Source organism: Halomonas sp. HAL1, assembly GCF_030544485.1.
Taxonomy (GTDB): Bacteria; Pseudomonadota; Gammaproteobacteria; order Pseudomonadales; family Halomonadaceae; genus Vreelandella; species Vreelandella arctica.
The window spans coordinates 994,647-1,017,584 of record NZ_CP130610.1 but is presented as its reverse complement, the minus strand read 5'-3'; the positions used below and the strand labels follow the sequence as shown (position 1 = coordinate 1,017,584).

The following is a 22,938-nucleotide window of genomic DNA, read 5'->3' as shown; positions in this document are numbered from 1 at the left end:
GCCTGGTTAGCACCACTTAACGGGTGCGTTTCTTATGGGAAATGACGTGGGAGACTTTAGTCTAACAATCAATTAGCTGGCTAACAATGTTGATCTGCTGGCTACCCGCTTCACTGCTGGTTTATAAAAGCAAAAAGCCCCATGGCGTGAAGACCATGGGGCTGCGAGTTGCGCTTCGCTTTTTTGACTAGCCGTTAAAACCGGTAGCGTAAACCAACGCTAGCCGCATCGAAGGTGTAGTCAGACTTATCCAGATAGCGCATGTAATCTGCGCCCACCGATAAATTGGGGGCTACATCCATTTCCGCACCGCCGCCATAGGAAAAGCCGCTTTCCCGATTACTATCAAGCTCTACTTCCGTGAAACCCGCTAAACCATATAGCCTTACTTCGGGTGCTACCGGGAAAATCCCCTTCGCATAGGCGCCAGCCAAATGGTCTAAATCGGCGTCGCCATCTGAACCACCCGTGCCTAAATGGCCTTCAAGGGCGAAGTAGTCGTTAAATTGGGCGCCACCGCGTAGGCGTAGGCCAACGGCGTCACGGGAGGAACCTTGTTCTGGATCCAAATTCCAAAACATCGCATCACCACCAACATATCCTTGTGGGTAGGTGAAGGATTGCTGGGCTTGTGCAGAAGCTGCAAAGGCGCCTGCGCCAACCAGGAGTGCCGCCGATGTAAGTGATAATAGGGACATCTTCATAGGTTGTACCTCAGTTAAAAAACAGCGTTTCCTTACTCCGTTTGATTGTGGTTCATTACCCTGAAAAACGCAAACATTACCTTCCTTTGGATAAGCTAAGCACAATAATACCGCCCACTACTACCGCGCCACCCACTAGCTGGCCGGGGCTAAGCATTTGATCCAGCACAAAATAACCCAGTATCAAGGAAGCAACCGGCTCGATATTCATGACCGGTGCATTGCGGGCCATATCGAGTCGCGGCACAAAAATAAACAGCGTGGAAAACGCCGAACCATACAACAGCCCTAACAGCGAAAGCCCCAGCCACCCGGCACTGTTATCCGGCAGGCTCATGCCCCCTGGTACGACACCGGCGATGCCGCCAATAATCATGACAATAAACACCGTTTGCATGGTCAGCAGGCTACGCAGCGTACTGCCTACACCGGCCAAGCGGTGTTCGGTCACCCATAGCGCGCAGGCAAATACAAACGCGGCCATAAGACCAAAGCCAATGCCCGCAATCCATCCGGGCCCCATGCCATCAGCACTGGCGAGCCAGGAAGGAATATCCAGCACTACCAGCAAGCCAATTAAAATAGTGCCCATGATCAGGCAGCTACGCAGGGTTGGCCGCGGGCCGCCCAGTGCCCAGCTCAATAACGCCAGTTGAATGGGGAAGGTATTCACCAGCAGCAGCGCAATCACCACCGGTAGCCTTGCCACCGCTGAATAGAGGCTGACGCTTTGTACCGCAATCAGCAGCCCCACGGTCAGTTGCCATGGCCATGAGCCAGCGGGTAACCATAGGCGCTTGCGTTGCACGATGACCAGCGCCACCAAAATTAAGCAGGCAACGCCCGAACGGGTTAAAACGGCTAGCAGCAACCCCGTGCCATTATCAAATGCCAGCCGTGCGGAGACGTGGTTGGCGGCGAACATGGTGGCCACGGTCATCATCAATAGAATCGCCAGATGGCGCGGCAATAGCTTGGGCAGTGTGGGCGCTGACATAAGGACGTAATAGCTCGTTAAGGGAGTAAAAGACTCTCGTTAAGGGAGAAAAGACCAAGGGCAACCAGGGCCAGTGAAGCATACCTGGCGGTAAAAAGCAGGCTAACGAAAAGCGTACGCCGCTTTCTGCATTGCAGCATTTTATACGAAAGTCTAAGGCTTTTCTTCCCTTATCCTGTCTTGGCTGTACAAGGACAGCAAAACGCCCCGAGCAGATGGCCGCTCGGGGCGTTTTGATCAACACAGTTGGCCTCTAACGACCGTTACACTACACCAGCATGGGCACCATCGCTTCCAGCACCATGACTAAGCTCATCGCGGTGATGGTGAGAATGGAGACCCCAAACACCTTTTTGGCCCAGCGGACATCGTCGTCTAACCGATAGCCACGCACTGCCAAGTAGAGCCAGTAGCCGCCCATGGTCAGTGCTACACACAGATATCCGGCACCCGCTTGACTAGCCAACCCCAGCGCCAGCGAGGCGGGAATAAACGCCACGATGTAGCCCAGAATATGGTGCTTAGCCATTTTGACCCCGCGCACCACCGGCAGTACTGGAATCGAGGCGCGGCGATAATCGGCATAGCGGAAGATCGCAATGGCGTAAGAGTGCGGCATCTGCCACAGGCAGAAAATCACCAGCAACATAATGGCGCCGCTGTCGAACTGCCCCGTGACTGCGCAGTAGCCCACCACCGGTGGCATAGCCCCTGAAAGGCTACCAACCAAGGTGCCGTATTCGGAGCGGCGCTTCATATAAAGGCTATACAGCCCCACATACACGCCCCACCCAATCACGGCCAAGGCTACGGTTAACCCATTAGTGCCCAGCGCCAAGCACACCACCCCCGAGACCCCCAACAGCGCCGAAACGCCCAGTGCCTGGGTAATGGAGATGCTGCCCCGTACCAGTGGGCGATGGCGCGTACGCGCCATCAGTGCATCAATATCGCGGTCGATGACGTTATTACACGCACAGCCAGACGCGATGATTAATGCAATCCCCACCATGACCGAGACAAAGCTGAGCCACTCAAACTGCCCCTGCGCGGCCAGGAAATAGCCGCCCAGGGTGGCAATCAGGTTACCCCCGATAATGCCGGGTTTGGTCAGTTCAAGCAGATCCCGCCAACGGCTAGGTGCCGTGGTCAGCCGATCATCATGTTGAGATGCAGATGCTGCATGATCCACAGCGAGCCTCCTACCACTAAGACGAGAATCGTCAGTGTGAAGACGAAGGACATCACGTTCCAGCCTTCGTCGGCTTTGGTATTCATATGCATGAACATGACCAGTTGCACCAATATCTGCAACACAGCGGTCACGGCCACTACGATGACAGTGGCCAGCACACTAAGCGCGCCACTCATTACCACCCCAAAGGGGATAATGGTCAGTATCAGCGACAAAACCAGTCCTGTCACATAAGACTTTACGCTGCCATGGTTATTAGTGGGGCTAGTCGGAGAATGACTCATCTCACAGCACTCCCATCAGATAGACGAATGAGAAGACACAGATCCAGACGATATCAAGGAAATGCCAGAACAGACTTAGGCACAAAATCCTCGGCCGGGTCATGTCGTTCAAGCCTTTGGTAGAGAGCTGAACCAGCATGACCAAAATCCAGATTAAACCAAAGGTGACGTGCAGGCCGTGGGTGCCCACCAGCGTAAAGAACGCCGACAGAAAGGCACTCTTGTCCGGGCCGTAGCCTTCATGAATCAGGTGCTGGAATTCGTAGATTTCCATGCCCACAAACGCCGCGCCCAGCAAGAACGTAATGACCAGCCATGCTTTCACCTGACCCAGTCGTTCGGCATTCATCGCCAGTACGCCCATGCCAAAAGTAAAACTACTGAACAACAGCAGGAACGTCTCGACCAGTACAAACGGCAGTTCAAAGATATCGGCAGCCGTTGGGCCTGCCGCCGTGCCCTTCATCAACACGGCGTAGGTGGCGAAAAGCGATCCGAAGATCACCAAATCGCTCATTAAGTAGACCCAAAAACCAAACAGTTTGGTGCCCGCCGCATCGTGATGCTCATGATGCACGACCGATCCTTCGTGATGTAACGTGTCCGTTGCCATTACGCTTTCACCTCCACGTAGCGTTGCTTACCTTCGCGTCCTTCAATCTCGGCAGACGGCTTGTAGGGATCGGAGTTTTTAACGCGTTGCTGATGCTCACGTTCGATTCGCTCAACTTCAGCGGCAGGTACGTAGTAATCCACATCGTCGTTAAACACCCGCGCCATAAAGCTAACAAAGACACCGATGGCGCCTACGCCTGCCAGCCACCAGATATGCCACACCAACGCAAAACCGATAACCAACGCAAACAAGCTGATAACAGGGCCAGCGACGGTGTTGCGCGGCATATGAATATCGGTGTAAGGCGCTTCTTCCAGCTCCTCGTTACTGCGCTGTTTCTGGGACCAGAAGCTGTCGATATCCCCTACTTCCGGTAAGCGCGCGAAATTGTAGAACGGCGCTGGTGAAGAGGTTGACCACTCCAAGGTACGGCCATCCCACGGGTCACCGGTCACATCAGCATTCAGTTTGCGATCGCGGATGCTCACCCAGAACTGGATGATGGTACAGGCAATACCCATCATGATGATCACCGCGCCTACCCAGGCCAGAATCATCCACGGCTGCCATTCAGGATTAGCGTAGGACTGCATGCGGCGCACGGCACCAAAGAAGGCCAACACGTAAAGCGGCATAAAGGCGACATAGAAGCCGATAAACCAGCACCAGAATGCACGCTTGCCCCATTTTTCGCTCAACGTGAAGCCAAACGCTTTGGGGAACCAGAAGGTAAGGCCCGCCATCATGCCGAACACGACACCGCCGATAATGACGTTGTGGAAGTGAGCGATAACAAACAAGCTGTTATGCAGCACAAAGTTAGCGGCTGGCACTGCCAGCATGACACCGGTCATACCGCCCAGCGTAAAGGTAATAATAAAGCCCAGCGTCCAGAGTACCGGCGACGTCAGTTCCAAACTACCGCGGAACATCGTGAACAGCCAGTTGAAGACTTTCACCCCGGTAGGAATGGCGATGATCATCGTCATAATGCCGAAGAAGGCATTGACGTTAGCACCCGCCCCCATGGTGAAGAAGTGGTGCAACCAGACAACAAACGACAACAAGGTGATGGCGATGGTCGCCCATACCATGGTCATGTAACCAAATAGCCGCTTACGGGCAAACGTCGAAATAACTTCCGAGAACACACCAAAGGCAGGCAGAATCAGAATATAAACTTCCGGATGGCCCCACGCCCAAATGAGGTTGACGTACATCATCATGTTGCCGCCAAAATCATTGGTGAAGAAGTGCATGCCTAAGTAGCGATCCAGCGTCAGCAGCGCAATGGTGGCGGTCAAAATAGGGAATGAGGCGATGATCAGCACGTTGGCGCACAGCGATGTCCAGGTGAAGATCGGCATGCGGAACATGGTCATGCCTTTGGTGCGCATTTTTAAAATGGTCACGAAGAAGTTAATGCCGGTGAGCGTCGTGCCTATCCCGGATATCTGTAATGCCCATATCCAGTAATCGACCCCCACCCCGGGACTAAACTCGATCCCCGATAAGGGCGCGTAGGCAAGCCAACCTGTTTTAGCAAACTCCCCTACCACCAGCGAGATATTGACCAATATCGCCGCCACGGCAAACAGCCAGAAGCTCAGGTTATTCAGGAAAGGAAAAGCGACGTCGCGGGCGCCTATTTGCAGGGGCACCACCAGGTTCATCAGGCCGATGACCATGGGCATAGCGACAAAGAAAATCATGATCACGCCGTGGGCGGTAAAGATCTGATCGTAGTGTTCGGGCGGTAAATAGCCCGCGGCACCCCCGGCGGCCATCGCCTGCTGGGTACGCATCATAATCGCATCCGAGAAGCCACGCAGTAGCATGACCAAGGCGACGATGAAATACATAATGCCGAGCTTTTTGTGGTCAACGGAAGTAAACCACTCGTTCCACAGCCAGCTCCATTTACGGTAATACGTTAACGCGCCTACCAGCGCGATCCCCCCAATGGCCATAACGGCCGCGACGACCATAATGATCGGTTCGTGGTAGGGAATTGACTCTAAACTGAGTTTTCCAAACACGGCTTAACCTCCCGCTTCAACACTAGAAGGATTCGCGCGCATGGCATGATCCTGACTAGCATGGTTGTTGGTGTCCTGGCCAGAGTCGGCCGCTTGATGGGTGTTAGGCGTGTTATCGCCATCAGAAGAATCAGCATGGTCGCTGCTCGTCTGGTGATCGCTGCCCATATCGTGCTCACCGCCCGTGTGGAAGCTGCTCAAAATGCTTTCGTACAGCGCTGGCGAAATAGCCGAGAAGTACTCCACTGGGTGCGATTCACTAGGTTCCGCCAGTGCTTCGTAGCCTTCGGGGTAGGTCAGCGTTTCGGAGGCATCGCGCACGGTTTCAACCCAGGCATCAAACTCGCCGGGGGTGGTCACCTTGGCTTCAAACGTCATGCCCGAGAAGCCCGCGCCGCTGTAGTTGGTAGAGCGACCTGGGTAGCTGCCCATTTCATCGGCAATCAGATGAACATCGTTATCCATGCCCGCCATGGCGTAGATCTGGCTGCCAAGATGGGGAATGAAAAAGGCATTCATCACTGAGCCGGAACTGACCCGAAAACGTATTGGGGTATCCACCGGGAAGGCCACTTCATTGACGCTAGCCACGCCCTGCTCCGGATAGATAAACAGCCACTTCCAGTCCAACGCCACCGCCTGAATTTCAATCGGCGCTACGTCGCTTTCCAGTGGTTTGTGCGGGTCAAGGCTATGGGAGGTTTTCCAGGTCAACAGCGCAAGCACCGCGATAATCGCGCAGGGCACGATCCAGATCACTGCTTCAATCGCGTTAGAGTGCGCCCAATCGGGGAGATATTTCGCCACGCTATTGCTGCGCCGATAGCGCCAGCCAAACAGCAGCGTCATGGCAATCACCGGAATAACTACAATCAACATCAAGCCAAAGGAGGTCAGAATCAGCGTGCGCTGCTCAGCGCCAACTTGGCCTTTCGGGTCTAACAAGGCCGAACTACAGCCTGCTAGAAACAGACACAGCGCAAGGAGCACCAAAGTGCCTCGCCTGCGCCATAGTGAGCGTCGTTGCATGGTGTGATCTCGTGAAATGTTCAATAAACACTAGCCTCTATATAGCAAGCTATATAGCAGGCTAACTATCACCCCATACTCTTCCCAAAACATGCTCATACGAGCACAAGAACATGCGTAGTGCACTGAGCGCCACTGCTCCGGGAAGAATATGCGCCGCCAAGTGGGAATAGCGGCGGGTCTTGCTCGCCTAAGCTTTAAAAGCGACAGCAAGTAAGACGAAAGTATTTTCTATTGATCGAGATCATGAAAGAAGTGGCGCATTGCCGCACCCAAGCTATTGACGGGTATAGAGAAGCGAAAAATTCTACGCTACGGTTACCACGGGCACATCGCGACCATGCCCCTCTAGCAGTTGCGGCGCGCCCTCTTCGTCGGTAACAACCACATCAAAATCATCTAGGGCTGCGAAATAAGCCGGTCGTACCACGCCAAACTTGCTGGCATCCACTACCAGCAAGCGCTGCATCGCTGTAGCAATGGCGGCCTGTTTAGGCGCTACTTCGTGAAAGTGGAAACAGCTTACGCCGCGCTCCAAATCCACGCCCGCCGCGGAAATCAATGCTTTATTGATGCCCAATCGTTCAATGGCGGCGGCCATATTGTCGCTGCCAAATGATTGTGAAGCGGCATAAAACAGCCCGCCCAGTAGTACAAGGCGTACGTTAGGCAAGGCGGCAACGGCATTGGCGACGTTGAGTGCATAGGTCACCACCGTCAGTTCACGAAAATGACTTAACTGACTCAGCAACGGAATCAGCGTCGAGCCACAGTCAATAAACAGCGTATCGCCCTCTTCAATAAAGGCGAGTACTCGCTGGCAGAGCCGATACTTCGCCTGGTAGTGGCTAGCCTGCTGCTCGGTTAAGTCATAAATCGGTGTGACACCGGGGTAATTCGCCATCACCAAGCGCCCGCCCAACAGGCTCATCGCAGTTGGCTGGGTGGTGAGATCGCGCCGGATGGTCATTTCTGACACATCGCACAGCTCTGCGGCATCGCGCAGATGAAGAGTGCCGCCACTGGCTAGCGCTTCCTGAAGTTTTGCAAGGCGCTGAGCGCTGCGGCCATTCATGGTGGGCATCTCCTTATCAACCCCTCTTGTTGTGCTTAGCGCAACATAAGCCTTCATGTTGCCTCTTGTTTCGTTTCTATGCTGAGCGAGCAGCGACGGAATTTCCACTGTGACAACGCCCATTAATGCTATTCGTGATGCTTACGATAACTTTATGACATTTAAATAGCGTTGATGTGACAACACTTGCAAATCAACGTTAGAAAAATAACACTAAATGTTATAATTTTAACATTAACGCCAGCCCGCACGACTATAACCACGGATAGCCACACTCAAATGGCTCCGCGACAACCCCCGTTGAGGCTTAAATGACTGCTCGAAAACACACTCGCTCTTCATCGCTTGTCACCCTTAGTGCTGGCGCTTTACTGACAAGTACCGCCCTAGTCACTCCAGCATTTGCAGACGACGCTCAGCCCCACCCGCTTGACCGGCTGTGGTCGTTTGCCAATGTCTCGGTCAACTATCTCGATTGGTCGAACGGCACCGAAGCACGCACCGCCTCTAACGCGGCGAAAAGCGACTTTATGTTTCTCGAAATAGAAGGCGGCGCTGGCTTTAGCTGGGGCGAATTCTATGGCTTCTTTGATTTCGAGAACCCCACCAACGATCAATTCGATGAATCCAGTGGTGGCAAAGACAACTTCCGCACCGCGGGTAAAATAACCTCGCACATTTATCTGGGCGATAGCCCGCTGTCGATTTATGCCCACCTTTACGACTTCCGTGATTACGGCTTTGAGAGCCGTGAGCAGGATCAGGTTCTGGGTTTAGGCTACCGCACCACCTTCGACAATGGCCTGTGGTTTAAACCGTTTATTGGTGCCGCGCGGGTGCAAAGTAACAGCTATAGCGGGATGAACGGCTTTATGGCCGGCTGGGTCGCGGGTTATGATTTCGCGGCGCTCAACCAAAATTTCAGTGTCACCAACTGGCACGAGCAAACGTTTGGACGTGACGACGAGTACTTGACCCAAAACTACCAGCCTCCAGAGGCGAAAGCAGGCAGTGTGGGCACCAACGGTGCACTGAGCCTGTGGTGGCATCCAAGCGACTTGATCACCACCGGTATTCAGTACCGCTACTCTGATAACAAGTTGGGCACGCCCAATAATTACCAGAATGCGATGATCTACTCCGTCAAGCTCAACTTACTATAACCGCTTTAGGAGCCTCTGATTAACGTAATGAGCGCAGGCTAGACAAGGCAAAAATCAACGAAAAGGCGGAGTTTAAGAGCAGTAATGATCATTTTGATCGGACTCGCGCACGAGGCGATTTTTAACGCCGTATAGGCAAGCGTAATAGTTAATCAGAGGTTCCAGGACTCGAAGGATCCCCCTATGACACTCCTTATGAGCTTGGTGGGTATGGTCACCCTGGTGGCCATTGCCCTGATATTCTCCTACGACCGTAAATCTATCCGGTTACGTACCGTGCTCGGCGCCTTTGCGATCCAAGCGGGGATTGGTGCCTTTGTACTTTATGTGCCGTTTGGCCAAGCGGTACTACAGGCCATCTCCTCCGGCGTTAGCCAAATTTTGGTGTATGCCAACGACGGTATCGGCTTTCTGTTCGGCGGCTTAGCCGATGTGGATAATGTCGGCTTTGTATTTGCAATCAAAGTACTCCCCGTCATTATCTTCTTCTCCTCGCTAATCGCCGTGCTCTATTACATCGGCATTATGCAGTGGGTGATTCGCATTCTGGGTGGCGCACTACAGAAAGCATTAGGCACTTCACGCACTGAATCGCTTTCTGCAACGGCAAATATTTTCGTCGGCCAGACCGAAGCGCCGCTGGTAGTACGCCCGTTTATCGCCCGGATGACGCCTTCACAGCTGTTTGCGGTGATGTGTGGTGGCTTGGCCTCGGTAGCGGGTTCGGTGTTGGCGGGTTATGCAGCGCTGGGTATTCCCATGGAGTACCTGGTGGCGGCCTCCTTTATGGCGGCACCGGGCGGGCTGTTGTTCGCTAAGCTGATCATGCCGGAAACCCAAGATGTCACCGACAGCGATAGCGTTACCAAGGTAGAAGAAGAGATTGACGCTCAGGAAGATAAGCCTGCCAACGTCCTGGACGCGGCGGCATCGGGGGCCACTTCGGGTTTAATGCTGGCTGCCAACGTGGGCGCCATGCTACTCGCCTTTATCGCGCTGATTGCGTTGATCAACGGCATTTTAGGCGGCGTTGGCGGCTGGGTGGGCTTTGACTCACTGAGCTTGGAACTGATCTTGGGCTGGCTGTTCGCCCCGCTTGCCTTCCTGTTAGGTGTACCCTGGGAAGAAGCGACCCTGGCAGGCTCATTCATTGGCCAAAAATTAGTGGTCAACGAATTCGTCGCCTACATCAACCTTGCGCCCTACATTGATGGGGAACAGGTGGTGGCTGCCACGGGTCAGATGATGACACCGCACACCATGGCGATCCTCTCTTTCGCGCTGTGTGGCTTTGCTAACCTCTCCTCCATTGCGATTCTGCTGGGTGGTTTGGGCAGCATTGCACCGACTCGCCGCAAAGAGATTGCCCGCTTTGGTGTCAAAGCCGTATTGGCCGGTACACTATCCAACTTGATGTCGGCCTCTATCGCTGGCTTCTTCATCGCGCTGAGTGGCGCGTCTACATAGCGCTTGCCACTGCTTGAATGATGAGCGCAATGACGGCTACTTAATGCATCGGGCGCTGCGGTTTTATCCGCAGTGCCCGTTTTTATCTTTTACTGATTTGTGAGAATTCCATGACTGCGACAGCCTCCCCCCATATTGTCCAAGCCGCCCGCCAAGCACTTACCCTCATGGATCTGACGAGCCTGAACGATAGCGACACTGACAGCACCATTGAAGCACTCTGTCAGCAAGTAAAAACGCCCTTTGGCACCCCTGCTACGGTATGTGTCTTTCCCCAGTTTATTGTCACGGCCCAGCGTGCATTGACCGCTCATACCCTTAATGACCAAGTGAAGATCGCCACGGTCACCAATTTCCCCAACGGCGGCGACGACATCATGGGCGCTGCCCGCGAAACGCGCGATGCCGTTGCCTCTGGTGCTCATGAAGTCGATGTCGTATTCCCCTACCGCACCCTGATGGCGGGCGATGAAGAGACTGGCCTCGAGCTAGTTGAAATGTGCAAAGCCGCCTGCGCTGGCCAAGCGCTGCTCAAAGTGATCATTGAGTCAGGCGAACTCAAAGACCCTGCGCTGATCAAACGCGCCAGCGAACTCGCCATTGAAGGCGGCGCTGATTTCATTAAAACGTCGACCGGCAAAGTCGCCGTTAACGCTACACTGGAAGCCGCTGAGATTATGCTCAACGCTATCAAGGCCAGTGGCAAAGACGTTGGCTTTAAGGCGGCGGGTGGCGTTAAAACCGCCGAAGACGCGGCGGAATACTTGGCCCTTGCCAACGAGATCATGGGCCCCGGTTGGGTAACGCCCGCGCACTTCCGTTTTGGTGCCTCTAGCCTGCTGGGCAATCTGTTGGATACGTTGACCGGCAGCACCAGCGCGGCACCCCAAGGCCAAGGAGGTTACTAATGTCTGTCAATGCAACCCAATACGCGTTGCTGCCCCAGGAGCTGATTCGCCTTAAGCGAGATAACCAGCCGCTGCCTGCGGAAGAGATCAAAGCGTTTGTACAGGGCATTGCCGATGACCGCATCAGCGATGCCCAAATTGGCGCCTTCACCATGGCGGTGTTTTTGAACGGCATGAGCCGTGAAGAAGTGGTCGCGCTGACCACCGCCACCCGCGACTCCGGTCATGTGATGCAGTGGAGCGATCTAAACCTGCCCGGCCCGATTGTCGATAAGCACTCTACTGGCGGCGTGGGTGACTTGGTATCGCTGGTGCTCGGCCCTTGGGTCGCCGCCTGCGGTGCCTTTGTACCGATGATTTCTGGACGCGGCCTGGGTCACACCGGCGGTACGCTGGACAAGCTCGAATCGATCCCCGGTTACGACCCCTATCCCGCGCCAGCACGCTTCCGCGAGGTGGTGAAATCCACCGGTGTGGCGATTATCGGCCAGACCGGCGACCTTGCCCCCGCTGATAAGCGCATCTACGGCGTGCGTGACGTGACCGCCACCGTGGAATCGATTCCGCTGATTACCGCCTCTATTCTGGGTAAGAAGCTGGCCTCAGGGCTGGATGCGCTGGTGATGGACGTTAAAGTCGGCAGCGGTGCCTTTATGCCCACCCCGGAAAAATCCCGCGAGTTGGCCAAAAGCATCGCCAATGTGGCCACCCAGGCGGGCACGCCCACCACGGCCCTGCTCACCGATATGAGCCAGCCGCTAGCGCCCTGCGCTGGTAACGCCGTTGAAATCGTCGAGACGCTGGCCCTACTGCGCGGTGACCGCTCCAACAGCCGCGTGATGCAAGTCACCCGTGAATTGGCAGTCGAGATGCTGATCGCCGGTAAGCTCGCGGGCTCCCGTGAGGACGCACTGACTCAGCTAGAGAAGGCGCTGACCTCCGGCGCGGCCGCTGAAGTGTTTGCCCAGATGGTGCGTGAACTTGGCGGCCCCAGCGACTTTATGGAGCGCTCAGAGCATTACCTTCCTAAAGCCGACGTCATCAAACCCGTCTATGCCGAGCAAGCAGGTACCGTCCAACGTATCGATACCCGTGCCGTCGGCATGAGCGTGGTGGAACTGGGCGGTGGCCGCCTGCGTAACGACGCCAGCGTCGATCACAGCGTCGGCTTTACGGCTATCGTCGAAATCGGCGAGAGCGTGGATAGCCAGCGCCCCATTGCCATGGTACACGCCCGCAGTGACGCCGCCGCTGAACGAGCCGCCGAACAGTTGCGCGCGGCGTTTACGATTGGCGAAGGCGCTGCCAGCGCCGACACCCTGCTGCAAGACACCTTCCGTGGAGAAGCCTCATGAGCCGCGCGATATTACTGGTACTCGATTCATTTGGGATTGGCGCCGCCCCGGACGCCGCGACCTTCGGCGATGAAGGCTCCGACACCCTGGGCCATATCGCCGCCGCCTGCGCCCGTGGCGAAGCGGATAACGCCAATCGTTCAGGGCCACTCAAGCTGCCCAACATGGCCAAGCTGGGGCTGTTTCACGCCCACCGCGATGCCACAGGCAGCGTTGCTGAAGGCGTCACGCTGCCGGAAAGTTTGGAGGGTGCTTACGCCCACGCCAAAGAGATTTCAAGCGGCAAAGATACCCCCTCCGGCCACTGGGAAATTGCCGGTGTCCCGGTGCGCTTTGAGTGGGGCTACTTTCTGGATAAAACCGACAGTTTCCCTCTTGAGCTGCTCGATGCCATCGTTCAGGAAGCCGACCTCACTGGGGTGATTGGCAACTGCCACGCCTCGGGTACCGAGATCATCGCGCGCCTGGGTGAAGAGCACATAGCCACCGGCAAACCCATCGTTTACACCTCGGCGGATTCGGTGTTTCAGATCGCCGCTCACGAAGAGCATTTCGGCTTGGAACGGCTTTATAAGCTGTGCGAAACCGTCCGTGAGCTGCTGGAGCCTTACAATATCGGCCGCGTCATTGCGCGTCCGTTTATCGGCGAAGACAGCAACACCTTCGCCCGCACCGGCAACCGTCGCGACTACAGCGTTGAGCCGCCCTCGCCCACTGTGCTGCAAAAGCTCGATGATGCCGGTGGCGAAGTGGTCTCGATTGGTAAAATTGCCGATATCTACGCCCACTGCGGCATTACCCACAAGGTAAAAGCCAGCGGCCACGACGCGCTGATGGACGCCACACTCAACGAGATCGAGCGTACCAGCCAGCGCGACGAAGGCGAGCGCGCCATGATCATGACCAACTTTGTCGATTTTGACTCGGTCTATGGCCACCGCCGCGATGTACCGGGCTACGCCGCCGCCCTGGAAGATTTCGACGCCAAGCTGCCTAAGCTGCTGGCTTCGCTAAGCGAAGATGATCTACTGATTCTCACCGCCGATCACGGCTGCGACCCCAGCTGGCACGGCACCGAGCACACCCGTGAGTACATCCCCATTCTGGTACACGGCCCCGGCTTTACCCCCGGCCCGCTGGGAGAGCGCGGCACCTTTGCCGATATTGGCCAAACCCTGGCCGACTTTTTCCTGCTACCGGCCATGGCCGATGGCACAAGTTTTCTTCCTGAAGCCGCTTAAGGAGATATTTGATGGCAACTCCCCATATTAACGCTGCCCCCGGCGATTTCGCTGATACCGTTCTGATGCCTGGCGACCCGCTGCGCGCCAAATACATCGCCGATACCTACCTGGAGAACGTTCGTCAGGTGAACGATGTGCGCAATATGTTCGGCTACACCGGCACCTACAAAGGCCGCGAGATCTCCGTGATGGGCCACGGCATGGGTATTCCGTCGGTCTCCATCTACGCCAAAGAGCTGATCACCGATTACGGCGTTAAATCGCTGATTCGCGTGGGCTCCTGCGGCGCGGTGCGCGACGACGTCAACGTGCGCGATGTCGTCATCGGCATGGGTGCCAGCACCGACTCCAAGGTCAATCGCATGCGCTTTAACGACCACGACTTCGCCGCGATTGCCGACTTTGAACTGACCCAGCACGCCGTCGCTGCCGCCAAGGCCAAGAACGTGCCGGTCAAAGTGGGCAACATCTTCTCAGCGGATCTGTTCTACAACCCGCAAACCGAAATGGCCGAAATGCTCAAGCGTTACGGCATTGTCGGCGTCGAGATGGAAGCCGCTGGCCTTTACGGCGTCGCCGCCGAGTTCGGCGCCCGCGCCATGACTATTTGCACCGTGTCGGATCACATCCTGAAAGGCGACTCGCTCTCCAGCGCCGATCGTCAAACCACGTTCGACGACATGATGCTGATTGCGTTAGACACAGTCCTTCGCGATGACGCAGCCCGCGCCTAGAACGTTGAAAAGAGAACTTTGAAAAGAGCACGTTGAAGCGGCCAAAAGGAAAAATGATGGAACAGGTTGCAGAAGAGATCGTTCAAACGTTGTTAAGCGCGCGGGCTAACGCCTATGTGCCCTATTCCGCACACCCGGTGGCGTCAGTCATGGTAACTCCTGACGGTCATCAGTTTGCGGGTACTAACGTGGAAGTGGCGCACTACAAAGGCTTATGCGCCGAAGCCTCGGCCATTTCCGCCATGATCACTGCCGGGCATCGCCAGCTGGCGACGGTCTACGTGATGGGCCCTGGTGATCACCTTTGCACACCCTGCGGCGACTGCCGTCAGCGGATTCGCGAATTCGCGACGCCAGAGACGCAGATCAAGGTACTTTCCGGCAGCGGTGAATTGATGAAAACCTACACCATGGAAACGCTGCTGCCCGACGCCTTTGGGCCAGAGCAACTGCCACCGCGCTAGGTCAGCCCGCTTGGCTTTCAAAACCAGCTCCATCGCGGGCTGGTTTTGTGCATTTATTGCTCGTACTCTTAGAAACAACTTTTTGCTTACGACGCAATGTGCCGCATCGAGCACAGCACCTATTTAGGAGAACGCCATGGCTGGTTTACTGCCCAACGTCGACCCAGACGGCTTGCTTGAGTACTCAGTGGTTTACACTGACCGCTCGCTGAACCATATGTCGCAACAGTTTCAAACTGTGATGCGCGATATTTCCGCCACGCTGAAAGAGGTTTATAACGCCCACGCAGCGGTGATTGTGCCCGGCAGCGGCACCTTTGGTATGGAAGCGGTGGCACGTCAGTTTGCCGTTGATCAGAAAACCCTGGTGATCCGCAACGGCTGGTTCAGCTACCGCTGGACACAGATTATCGAGATGGGTCGTTTAACCAATCAGCACACGGTGCTTAAAGCGCGGCGGCTCAATCCTGATGACCCGCGCTCGCCTTTCCAACCGGTGCCCATTGATGAAGCCGTCGCTCAGATTCGTAGCGAACAACCTGCTGTCGTATTTGCCCCTCAGGTGGAAACCTCAGCTGGCCTGCTGCTTCCGGATGACTACATTCAAGCATTAGCCAAAGCGACTCACGAGGTAGGCGGCCTGTTTGTGCTAGACGCCATTGCCGCTGGCACGCTGTGGGTGGATATGCAGGCGCTCGGCATTGACGTGGTGGTGAGTGCGCCGCAAAAAGGCTGGAGCGGTTCGCCCTGTTGCGCCATGGTCATGCTCTCAGAGCGCGCCACGCAGCGCTTGAGCGAGACCCAAAGTAACAGCTTTGCCTGCGACCTGGGCAAGTGGCACAGCATCATGCAAGCCTATGAAAACGGCGGGCATGCCTACCACGCCACCATGCCCACGGATGCCCTACGGCAGCTGCGGGATATCATGCGGGAGACCCGCGCTTACGGCTTTGCCAAGGTAAAAGAAGAGCAGCAAGCGATTGGCCGGGAAGTCCGTGCCATGCTTAAACGCCACGGCTTTGTCAGCGTTGCTGCGGAGGGCTTTGAGGCGCCGGGTGTAGTGGTCTGCTACAGCGAGGATAGCGGACTTGTCGGCAAACTTGCCCAGGCGGGTGTGCAGGTAGCAGGCGGCGTACCGCTGATGTGCGATGAAGGTGATAATTTCCATACCTTCCGCATTGGCCTGTTTGGTTTAGATAAGCTGCACCACACCGAGCGCAGCGTGGATAGCCTTGAAAAGGCAATCAAGGCAGTCGTATAAGCTGAAAATGCCCGCTATTAACATAGCGGGCATTGGTGTGGACGCAGAGGCGAACTAGGTCACCATTTATATATACCCCACTCCGCGCGGCATTAAGCCCAGATGATTCTCGACCTTCATTACCCCAGGAATGTTTTCTGCAGCGACCGTCACTGCCTGCTTTTGTTCTAGGGATTCAACCAGCCCCCAAACTTCGACAACACCACCATCCACAATCACGCTAATGCCTTCGGTTTGAACGCCGGTATTGTCCTCAACCTCTTTAAGAATAGCCTCGCGAATTTTTCGATCATCCATGGGCGACTGCGTCGGCGCCACCGCTGCATTGGCCATCCCTTGGAGTAAGTTAGCACGGCTAACAATGCCGACCAATTTGCCATCACGTACCACAGGCACGCGCTTGATACGGTGCTTTTCTAACAAGCGAGCAATCGTATGTAGCGGCGTGTTCTCTTCAACGGTCATTGGATTGGGGGTCATCACCTCATGCGCTTTACGACCATGCGATTTCACATAGTCACTAGCACTCTTACCGCCAGCAAACAACGTTAACCACCATGAACGGCCGTGGCCATCGTCATCTTCTACCCGGCGCATTAGATCCCCTTCGCTGACAATACCTATCACTCTATGCTCGGCATCAACCACAGGTACCGCACTAATACGGTGATGGAGCAACAGGCGAGCGATTTCGCTCACTTCAGCGTCAGGCCCTACACTCACCACTTTGGGTGTCATAATATCGATAGCTTGCATGGTCATCCTCCTTGTACCCAGCCCTTGAGACGGGCTTTTAAAACAGCTCCTTGTAGTTGATTCTTTTAAACTGAGCCGCAGTGCCCGTTCTTTGAGCCTAGTTCGCTGGTGGCCATTTGCCTATGCTGTATAGCTATTTAAAAGCGTTGCCTGATACTGTTTTGATCTAGCGCAGTTTATAGGGCGCTTTGTTAGTTTTCTCTCGCTTATTTGGTCTCCTGCACCACGCTGCTCTCTGCTACTTTTTCAATATCGACAATGCCCGAGCGGCTTACCACCACTTTCCAGCGGGCGAGATAAGGTGTGTCTTCACTGCCCGTCTCTCGAATCACCAGATTGAAAAGATGACGACGCTCCACGCTTTCTCGCACCGCCTGGCCATCTTTAAGCCGGTAGATGTGATGCTTCCCTTTACTCATTAACCGCGTGAGCATGGAGATATCCAGAGTGAGCGTTTCGCGGGTGTGCTCATAACCACTTAAAAAGCGCGTGGGCGACATCCTTGAACTCGAGCGGTAGTGAAGAATCATTTCCTCGCGCTGAGCCACCGTGCGGCGACGCATCTGTTGAATATCGCTTTTCAGAGAAGCAAAGCGCTTGTAGTCAAACCACTCCAGTTGGCGACCCACCACAGCATTGCGCGTGGGGTCTAAATACTGACGGCGCCATTTAGGTCGGCCTTTACGCAGCAAGCGCCATAGGGTGTTGCGCAAATCATCTTTAAACACTTCACGCATGGCGTAGAGCAGCGCCATGGCTAATACAAATAACGCCGAAAGATCCCCTAGTGCGCTGCGTAACTGCAGCACGCCTAACGTCACAAACCCCATTACCACCGCCGTGGCCAGGGCTTTGACCGCTTTCTGTTCACCGCCGCCGAGCTCCAATGCTTCTTGCTTCAGGGTAATCGGATGTTCAATCAAACGACGCAGTAGGCGCATTTTGTTCGACATGCGTGTCGGGTCCGCCATTACTCGTTCGGCGTTATACTGCTGTTCGCGGCGATGTTCGCCCTCCCGGTGGCACACGCTGATAAAGCGTCGACGAATCTCAGTAAACTCACCACCCCGGGGCATATGCGCTACTAACGCCAGTAACTGCTGTTCGGTAAACCAGGAGAGGTAGTTATCAATATTGGCGAAGTATCTTTTGAAGCTTTCATCGTCCGGCTGATTGCGTCGCAGGCGCTTGAGAATGCCGTCACTCAAGTCGATCATTTCATGCAGTTGGTCACGTAAGGCAACCGCACTTTCTTGCTCCTCACTGGTCTCTTCCCGCTGTTGTTGGCGGGTATGACGTAACTTATTGGCGCTTACTAACATCGCTTGCGTGGTGCGCTCCATCGCTTCCACGTATTGGTAGGCGTATAAGCTCAAACTCAACCGGTATGAGTCACTCCCCAGACGATTACGACTGGCCAACCGGCTATGCACCAGCGGCAGTAGGTATTCGTCACTGTAGTAAGTGCGCGATACATGAATGGCGGCATGATAAAAAGCCTCCTCTGAGATAAGCTGAGTACTTAACCCCAGTTCGCCAGGCACAAAAAGATAGACGTCGAGGTTATGCGAAGTCTCTTCCTTGAGCCGCCGAGTAAGACGCAGCTGAAAGCTGTTTTTACGATCAACGTTGATCAACCCACCAATCTCCTACTCCTTTGCCTAACGTGATGATATACCATGGCTAAAATAATCATGGCGCTGTACAAGATCACTGCCGTCTCTTCATCTGTGGAGCTAGGAAATGTCCATTGCCCGTTTTTCACCCTTTGAGCTGCTGTTATTAAAGAGCCGCAGCCAAGTGGATACGGCAGCCCTGCTGTTGTTGGCTTGGGTGCTGGTGCACCGCCAACACGTTTCTGAAGGTCAGCGCCGTCGTCGCCTGGCCCAGGTAACCGCACAGTTTCGCCACGGGCATGAGCTGGGCCCGGTCATGAGTATTGCCCATAGCCAAGACTTGCAAGCGATCCAGTTAGCCGCCGAAGTCGTGCGCAAAGAGTGCGGTAAAGAACGTAGCCTAAGCGTTATTCACCAAGCGATTACGGTTGCCACCGATGATGGCGAGTTGTCGCTTGCCAACCACTATATTTTACGCTTTTTAGCGGACTTACTAAGCGTTGCCCCCACCACCTTAAACACCCTGTTTAAGGAATTGACGGGCACACCGCTGACCAGCCCAGAAGATCCCAGTCGTGATACTTATTGGCAAACCCACGACCCAGATTACCATGCCCGCAAAGCACGCGATGCCGCAGCGGCGGAACAGCAGCAACAAGAGGCCAATGCGCGAGCGGAACAGCAGCAGCGAGAGAAAGAGCAACGCCATCATCAGAAGCAGCAAAAACAGCAAGAAAAGCAGCGGCGCCAAGAGGAAGCCCGCCAGGCGCGGGAACAAGCACAGCAGCGTCAGCAGGAACAGGAGCGCCAGCGCGAGCAAGCCGAACGGGAACAACAACGCTCACGACAGCAAGACTCGCAACAGCAACGCAGCTCTTACCAGGAGGAGCGACGCAATAACCACTCACGCCAGCAGCGCGCTTCACCACCGCCTCCCGACCGCACCACACGGGCGCTTTCCATTCTGGGACTAAACCCCGGCGCTACACGCATAGAGGTTCGGCACGCTTATCGGCGTATGGCACAATTACACCACCCAGACCGCTATTATTCAGAAAGCGAACAACAGGTAGCATTGGCCTCCGCACGCTTTCAACGTATCAAAAACGCCTATGATTATTTGATGCAAACTTATTGAGACCATGCAACGCTAGCCTAAGAGAAACCATAGCCCCCTATGCGCGATTTGTACCAGCGCCTCGCGATCCCTCCCGAGGCTAATGAACAAGCGATCCAACACGCTGTGGCGAGTTGCCAGCATAGCGCGCTACGCCAAGATGCCGAGGCGATATTTAGCGTTGCTGAGCGCCGCGAAGCCTACGATACGCTGCACGACACCGTGAGCGATATTGGCAAGTTACGCGCACGCCTGGGGCTCAGCCACGGCGCCCACTGGCAAGGCGATGTGGCGAATGACTTTTCGCTGCCTCCCGATCATGCAATCTCGCGTCACGACGAACTGGTTGACCGCGTTAACCACGCGGTCTCTTTGTATAACCGTTGGCGCCGCTTACGCGGGCCGTGGTTACTCATCGCCGTGTTCTCCGCCGGTACTGGCATAGGTATCGGCCTGGGGCTTGCCTTGTGCTGGGGGCTTTTGCCGGTGTGACGCGGCGCGATTAGGCGTTTCATCGTGCTTGCGCGCCTGCTCATCGCGCCGTATTTCTGCCTTGGTTGGGCGGGGTGCCGGCTTCGGTGGTGCGGGTTTCTTATGATCGTCTGTGTTTGTTTCGCTTTCTTGCTCAGCGTCTGACTCACCCTGCTCACTTTCTGGTGCACCATTGTCCAGCGAAAACGACGTGCCCGCAGTCGCCTCCATGCGGTCTTCTGAGCGCGATTCCATACTGATGCTGAGCCGCGGCACACCCAGGTCAATCTCTTGAGCTTCCATGCGCTGTTTGAGCAGCAAGTTAAACGCCCGCGAAACATCCCACTGCATTTCTGGCGCGGTGCGAAAACGCATACGCAGGATGGGGCAGCCATCTTCAAACCCCTGAACCCCCTGCATCTCCAGTGGTGACCAGATGTAGTGACGCATCATCGGGTCACGGCGCAGCTCCTGCGCGGTTTCCTGCATCAGCGTAATGGCATCGTCGATTTTCATATCAAACGGAATACGGATACGCATCAGCGCAATGCCGAACTGCCGAGACATATTATGAATCGACTCAATGCGGCTAAAGGTAATGATATGCACGATCCCGTCCAAGTCGCGAAGGCGAACCGTGCGCAGCGTCAGCCCCTCGACCGTGCCCATGTGGTTATTGATCTGCACAAAGTCATCTACCGCCAGCGAATCTTCGATCAAAATAAAGATGCCGGTGATTAAATCCTGCACTAATGTTTGGGCACCAAAACCTATCGCCAGACCAATCACACCAGCACCGGCTAACAGCGGTGTCACGTTGACACCCAGGTTCGCCAGCCCGGCGATGACGGCAATAATCAAAATAGTTACAAAGATGACGTTGCGAATCATCGGCGTGATGGTTTGCGCCCGGGCCTGGTTGACCCGCCGTCCGCGTGAGCGCGCCGACGAGGTAAGCGCCCGTTGAATGGCGGTGTCGGCAAAAATCCACACCAGCCACGCCAACAGCACCGTGGCGCCAAGACTGACCAGCGCTTGCCCAATGCGGGCACTAGCGACTGCTTGCTGGCCCAAGCCAAAGAATGAACCGCCCCATACTTGCATCGAGAGCTCGGCAAATACCATCCATGCAAAAATATGGGCGAGAACAAAGCCGAAACGCTCTAAGCGTTTGCGATATTGGCTTTGACGATGACGGTGACGGCGCTTGCCCATCCGCTCCGCTTGGCGGCGCAGCAGCCCGGTCACTACCAGCGTAAGGACCAGCAGGCTGGCAGAGATAATTGAGCGCGCCAGCGCAGTGCCGACATCGCCAACGGTAATAAAAATCGCCAGCAGCGAACCACTGACCAGGAGTAGCGCGGGAATGTGCCATAGCCCGCCCAGCGAGCGGATCATCTCAACCGCAGTGCTGGCGTCACGGCGTTGTTTGAACGGTCGGTTGCAAATCAAATGACGCACGGGGCGTTTGAATTTAAGAATAAACCGTGCTGAAAGCAGCGCCGCCAGCATGTTGGAAAGCACCGAGACCAAGCTCGATAGTTCGCTGCCCAGCAGTTCGACCAGACGGGTGGAATTAACCGCATCGCCAAGCGCAATCAACGCGCCAATCACAAACATACCGCGCAGGGCATGCTGCTGAAGCAGTTGAACCGCCGTAAACCGATGGCCGCGGCTAAAGAAGGCGATGACCGTTTCAAACACCACCGACAGCGCCCGCCCGCATAGGCAGATATAGGCCACCACCAGCACCAGCGTCCGCCCAGGGCTATCAGGTAATACTTGGCCAATGCCGAGCGTAATCGCAAACGCCAACGCCCAGGGCAGCATACGGCGCAAGAAGTGCACCGCCATTAGCCAGGCTTTGGGGTCCCGTGGCAGATCTAGCGGCCACTCTCGACGGGTAGCGACCATGCGCCCGAAGGCAATCATTACCACCAGCAGCCCGATCCAAACCAGGGCCAGTACAGCTCCTTCAGCAACCGCACGAATGGCTTCGCCTTGGTCGGCATCGTCGTTCAGGGCGCGTAAGTCGTCCGCCCCCTGAACCAGCTGGCGCGCCCATTGGTCAACCGGCGAGTCGCCTGCCTGCGCCTGATCGCCAAGGTCGCTTAGCGTATCGGCCAGGGCACCCAGCAACCCTTGGCGCACCACGCCCTCGTCTTCGGTGGCAGCATCTGCGGTTACCTGCAGCTCGCGCAGCGACGTGAGCAGCTCAGTGCGCCGCTCCTCGTTTTCAAGCATGGTGATGACATCAGTTAACGAGGCCTGGAACTCTTCGCCGCTGACCTCAACTTCCTGTTCCTCAGAGCCACCCCCCAAACCGGGTATCGACACCACTTGCGCCTGGGCCTGAGTGATTGCCATGCTCGTCAGTACTAGGCTCGCCAATACAAACAAGACAACGCCTATTACCGCGCTAATTAACCAGTGCTGTCGCACG

The 22,938-nt window shown here is 55.5% G+C and carries 21 protein-coding genes; 10 read left to right on the top strand and 11 right to left on the bottom strand.

The features are described 5' to 3' along the window. Window positions 1-194: 194 nt before the first annotated feature. The 8 genes from Q3Y66_RS04825 to Q3Y66_RS04790 all read right to left on the bottom strand — a co-directional run bounded on the left by Q3Y66_RS04825 (window position 195) and on the right by Q3Y66_RS04790 (window position 7,939). Window positions 195-704 carry a porin family protein gene (locus Q3Y66_RS04825; protein ID WP_008957670.1) on the bottom strand — a complete coding sequence of 170 codons (510 nt, stop codon included), beginning with the start codon at window positions 702-704 and terminating at the stop codon, window positions 195-197. 76 nt (window positions 705-780) lie between these two features. Beyond that, window positions 781-1,701: an EamA family transporter gene (locus Q3Y66_RS04820; RefSeq protein WP_008957671.1), complete on the bottom strand. Its 921-nt coding sequence runs from the start codon at window positions 1,699-1,701 to the stop codon at window positions 781-783. 268 nt (window positions 1,702-1,969) lie between these two features. Then, the gene (gene cyoE, locus Q3Y66_RS04815; protein ID WP_008957672.1) at window positions 1,970-2,893 is read right to left on the bottom strand and encodes a heme o synthase; all 924 of its coding nucleotides are present in this window, start codon (window positions 2,891-2,893) and stop codon (window positions 1,970-1,972) included. Beyond that, window positions 2,851-3,180 (bottom strand): cytochrome o ubiquinol oxidase subunit IV, encoded by a 330-nt coding sequence (cyoD, locus tag Q3Y66_RS04810; protein WP_008957673.1) that lies wholly within the window; start codon window positions 3,178-3,180, stop codon window positions 2,851-2,853. The genes cyoE and cyoD overlap by 43 nt, the downstream gene beginning before the upstream one ends. Before the next feature lies 1 nt (window position 3,181). Beyond that, the gene (gene cyoC, locus Q3Y66_RS04805) at window positions 3,182-3,793 is read right to left on the bottom strand and encodes a cytochrome o ubiquinol oxidase subunit III (RefSeq protein ID WP_008957674.1); all 612 of its coding nucleotides are present in this window, start codon (window positions 3,791-3,793) and stop codon (window positions 3,182-3,184) included. Next, window positions 3,793-5,835: a cytochrome o ubiquinol oxidase subunit I gene (gene cyoB / locus Q3Y66_RS04800; protein WP_008957675.1), complete on the bottom strand. Its 2,043-nt coding sequence runs from the start codon at window positions 5,833-5,835 to the stop codon at window positions 3,793-3,795. Before cyoB ends, cyoC begins: the two co-directional genes overlap by 1 nt. Before the next feature lie 3 nt (window positions 5,836-5,838). Beyond that, the gene (gene cyoA, locus Q3Y66_RS04795; protein WP_008957676.1) at window positions 5,839-6,864 is read right to left on the bottom strand and encodes a ubiquinol oxidase subunit II; all 1,026 of its coding nucleotides are present in this window, start codon (window positions 6,862-6,864) and stop codon (window positions 5,839-5,841) included. A gap of 307 nt (window positions 6,865-7,171) precedes the next feature. Then, entirely contained in the window at window positions 7,172-7,939 is a 768-nt protein-coding gene (locus Q3Y66_RS04790; RefSeq protein ID WP_008957677.1) for a DeoR/GlpR family DNA-binding transcription regulator, read from the bottom strand. A 311-nt stretch (window positions 7,940-8,250) separates the two neighbouring features. On the opposite strand from Q3Y66_RS04790, the gene Q3Y66_RS04785 reads away from it, so the two are divergent. The 8 genes from Q3Y66_RS04785 to Q3Y66_RS04750 all read left to right on the top strand — a co-directional run bounded on the left by Q3Y66_RS04785 (window position 8,251) and on the right by Q3Y66_RS04750 (window position 16,535). Further along, on the top strand, window positions 8,251-9,102 hold the full coding sequence (locus Q3Y66_RS04785) for an outer membrane protein OmpK (RefSeq protein WP_008957678.1): 852 nt from the start codon (window positions 8,251-8,253) through the stop codon (window positions 9,100-9,102). A 183-nt stretch (window positions 9,103-9,285) separates the two neighbouring features. Continuing rightward, on the top strand, window positions 9,286-10,569 hold the full coding sequence (locus Q3Y66_RS04780; RefSeq protein ID WP_008957679.1) for a NupC/NupG family nucleoside CNT transporter: 1,284 nt from the start codon (window positions 9,286-9,288) through the stop codon (window positions 10,567-10,569). A 110-nt stretch (window positions 10,570-10,679) separates the two neighbouring features. Beyond that, window positions 10,680-11,477: a deoxyribose-phosphate aldolase gene (deoC, locus tag Q3Y66_RS04775; RefSeq protein WP_008957680.1), complete on the top strand. Its 798-nt coding sequence runs from the start codon at window positions 10,680-10,682 to the stop codon at window positions 11,475-11,477. Next, window positions 11,477-12,832: a thymidine phosphorylase gene (deoA, locus tag Q3Y66_RS04770; RefSeq protein WP_008957681.1), complete on the top strand. Its 1,356-nt coding sequence runs from the start codon at window positions 11,477-11,479 to the stop codon at window positions 12,830-12,832. The genes deoC and deoA overlap by 1 nt, the downstream gene beginning before the upstream one ends. Then, complete coding sequence (locus tag Q3Y66_RS04765) at window positions 12,829-14,073, top strand: phosphopentomutase (RefSeq protein WP_008957682.1); 1,245 nt, start codon at window positions 12,829-12,831, stop codon at window positions 14,071-14,073. The genes deoA and Q3Y66_RS04765 overlap by 4 nt, the downstream gene beginning before the upstream one ends. Window positions 14,074-14,084: 11 nt before the next feature. After that, on the top strand, window positions 14,085-14,810 hold the full coding sequence (deoD, locus tag Q3Y66_RS04760) for a purine-nucleoside phosphorylase (protein WP_008957683.1): 726 nt from the start codon (window positions 14,085-14,087) through the stop codon (window positions 14,808-14,810). 56 nt (window positions 14,811-14,866) lie between these two features. Continuing rightward, window positions 14,867-15,274: a cytidine deaminase gene (cdd, locus tag Q3Y66_RS04755; RefSeq protein WP_008957684.1), complete on the top strand. Its 408-nt coding sequence runs from the start codon at window positions 14,867-14,869 to the stop codon at window positions 15,272-15,274. Window positions 15,275-15,410: 136 nt separating this feature from the next. Next, window positions 15,411-16,535, top strand: coding sequence for an aminotransferase class V-fold PLP-dependent enzyme (locus tag Q3Y66_RS04750; protein WP_008957685.1), 1,125 nt, complete (start codon window positions 15,411-15,413; stop codon window positions 16,533-16,535). Between the two features lie 66 nt (window positions 16,536-16,601). Here Q3Y66_RS04750 and Q3Y66_RS04745 read toward each other — a convergent pair whose 3' ends face one another. Together Q3Y66_RS04745 and Q3Y66_RS04740 are read right to left on the bottom strand one after the other, a co-directional pair. After that, entirely contained in the window at window positions 16,602-17,291 is a 690-nt protein-coding gene (locus Q3Y66_RS04745) for a CBS domain-containing protein (protein WP_008957686.1), read from the bottom strand. A 206-nt stretch (window positions 17,292-17,497) separates the two neighbouring features. After that, on the bottom strand, window positions 17,498-18,928 hold the full coding sequence (locus Q3Y66_RS04740; RefSeq protein ID WP_008957687.1) for a hypothetical protein: 1,431 nt from the start codon (window positions 18,926-18,928) through the stop codon (window positions 17,498-17,500). 106 nt (window positions 18,929-19,034) lie between these two features. Here Q3Y66_RS04740 and Q3Y66_RS04735 point away from each other — a divergent pair, with 106 nt between their 5' ends. Both Q3Y66_RS04735 and Q3Y66_RS04730 read left to right on the top strand, forming a co-directional pair. Next, on the top strand, window positions 19,035-20,045 hold the full coding sequence (locus Q3Y66_RS04735) for a DnaJ domain-containing protein (protein ID WP_008957688.1): 1,011 nt from the start codon (window positions 19,035-19,037) through the stop codon (window positions 20,043-20,045). 39 nt (window positions 20,046-20,084) lie between these two features. Further along, on the top strand, window positions 20,085-20,516 hold the full coding sequence (locus tag Q3Y66_RS04730; protein ID WP_008957689.1) for a hypothetical protein: 432 nt from the start codon (window positions 20,085-20,087) through the stop codon (window positions 20,514-20,516). On the opposite strand, the gene Q3Y66_RS04725 is transcribed toward Q3Y66_RS04730, so the two are convergent. Further along, window positions 20,433-22,937, bottom strand: coding sequence for a mechanosensitive ion channel family protein (locus Q3Y66_RS04725; protein ID WP_008957690.1), 2,505 nt, complete (start codon window positions 22,935-22,937; stop codon window positions 20,433-20,435). The genes Q3Y66_RS04730 and Q3Y66_RS04725 overlap by 84 nt on opposite strands. Window position 22,938 lies beyond the last annotated feature (1 nt).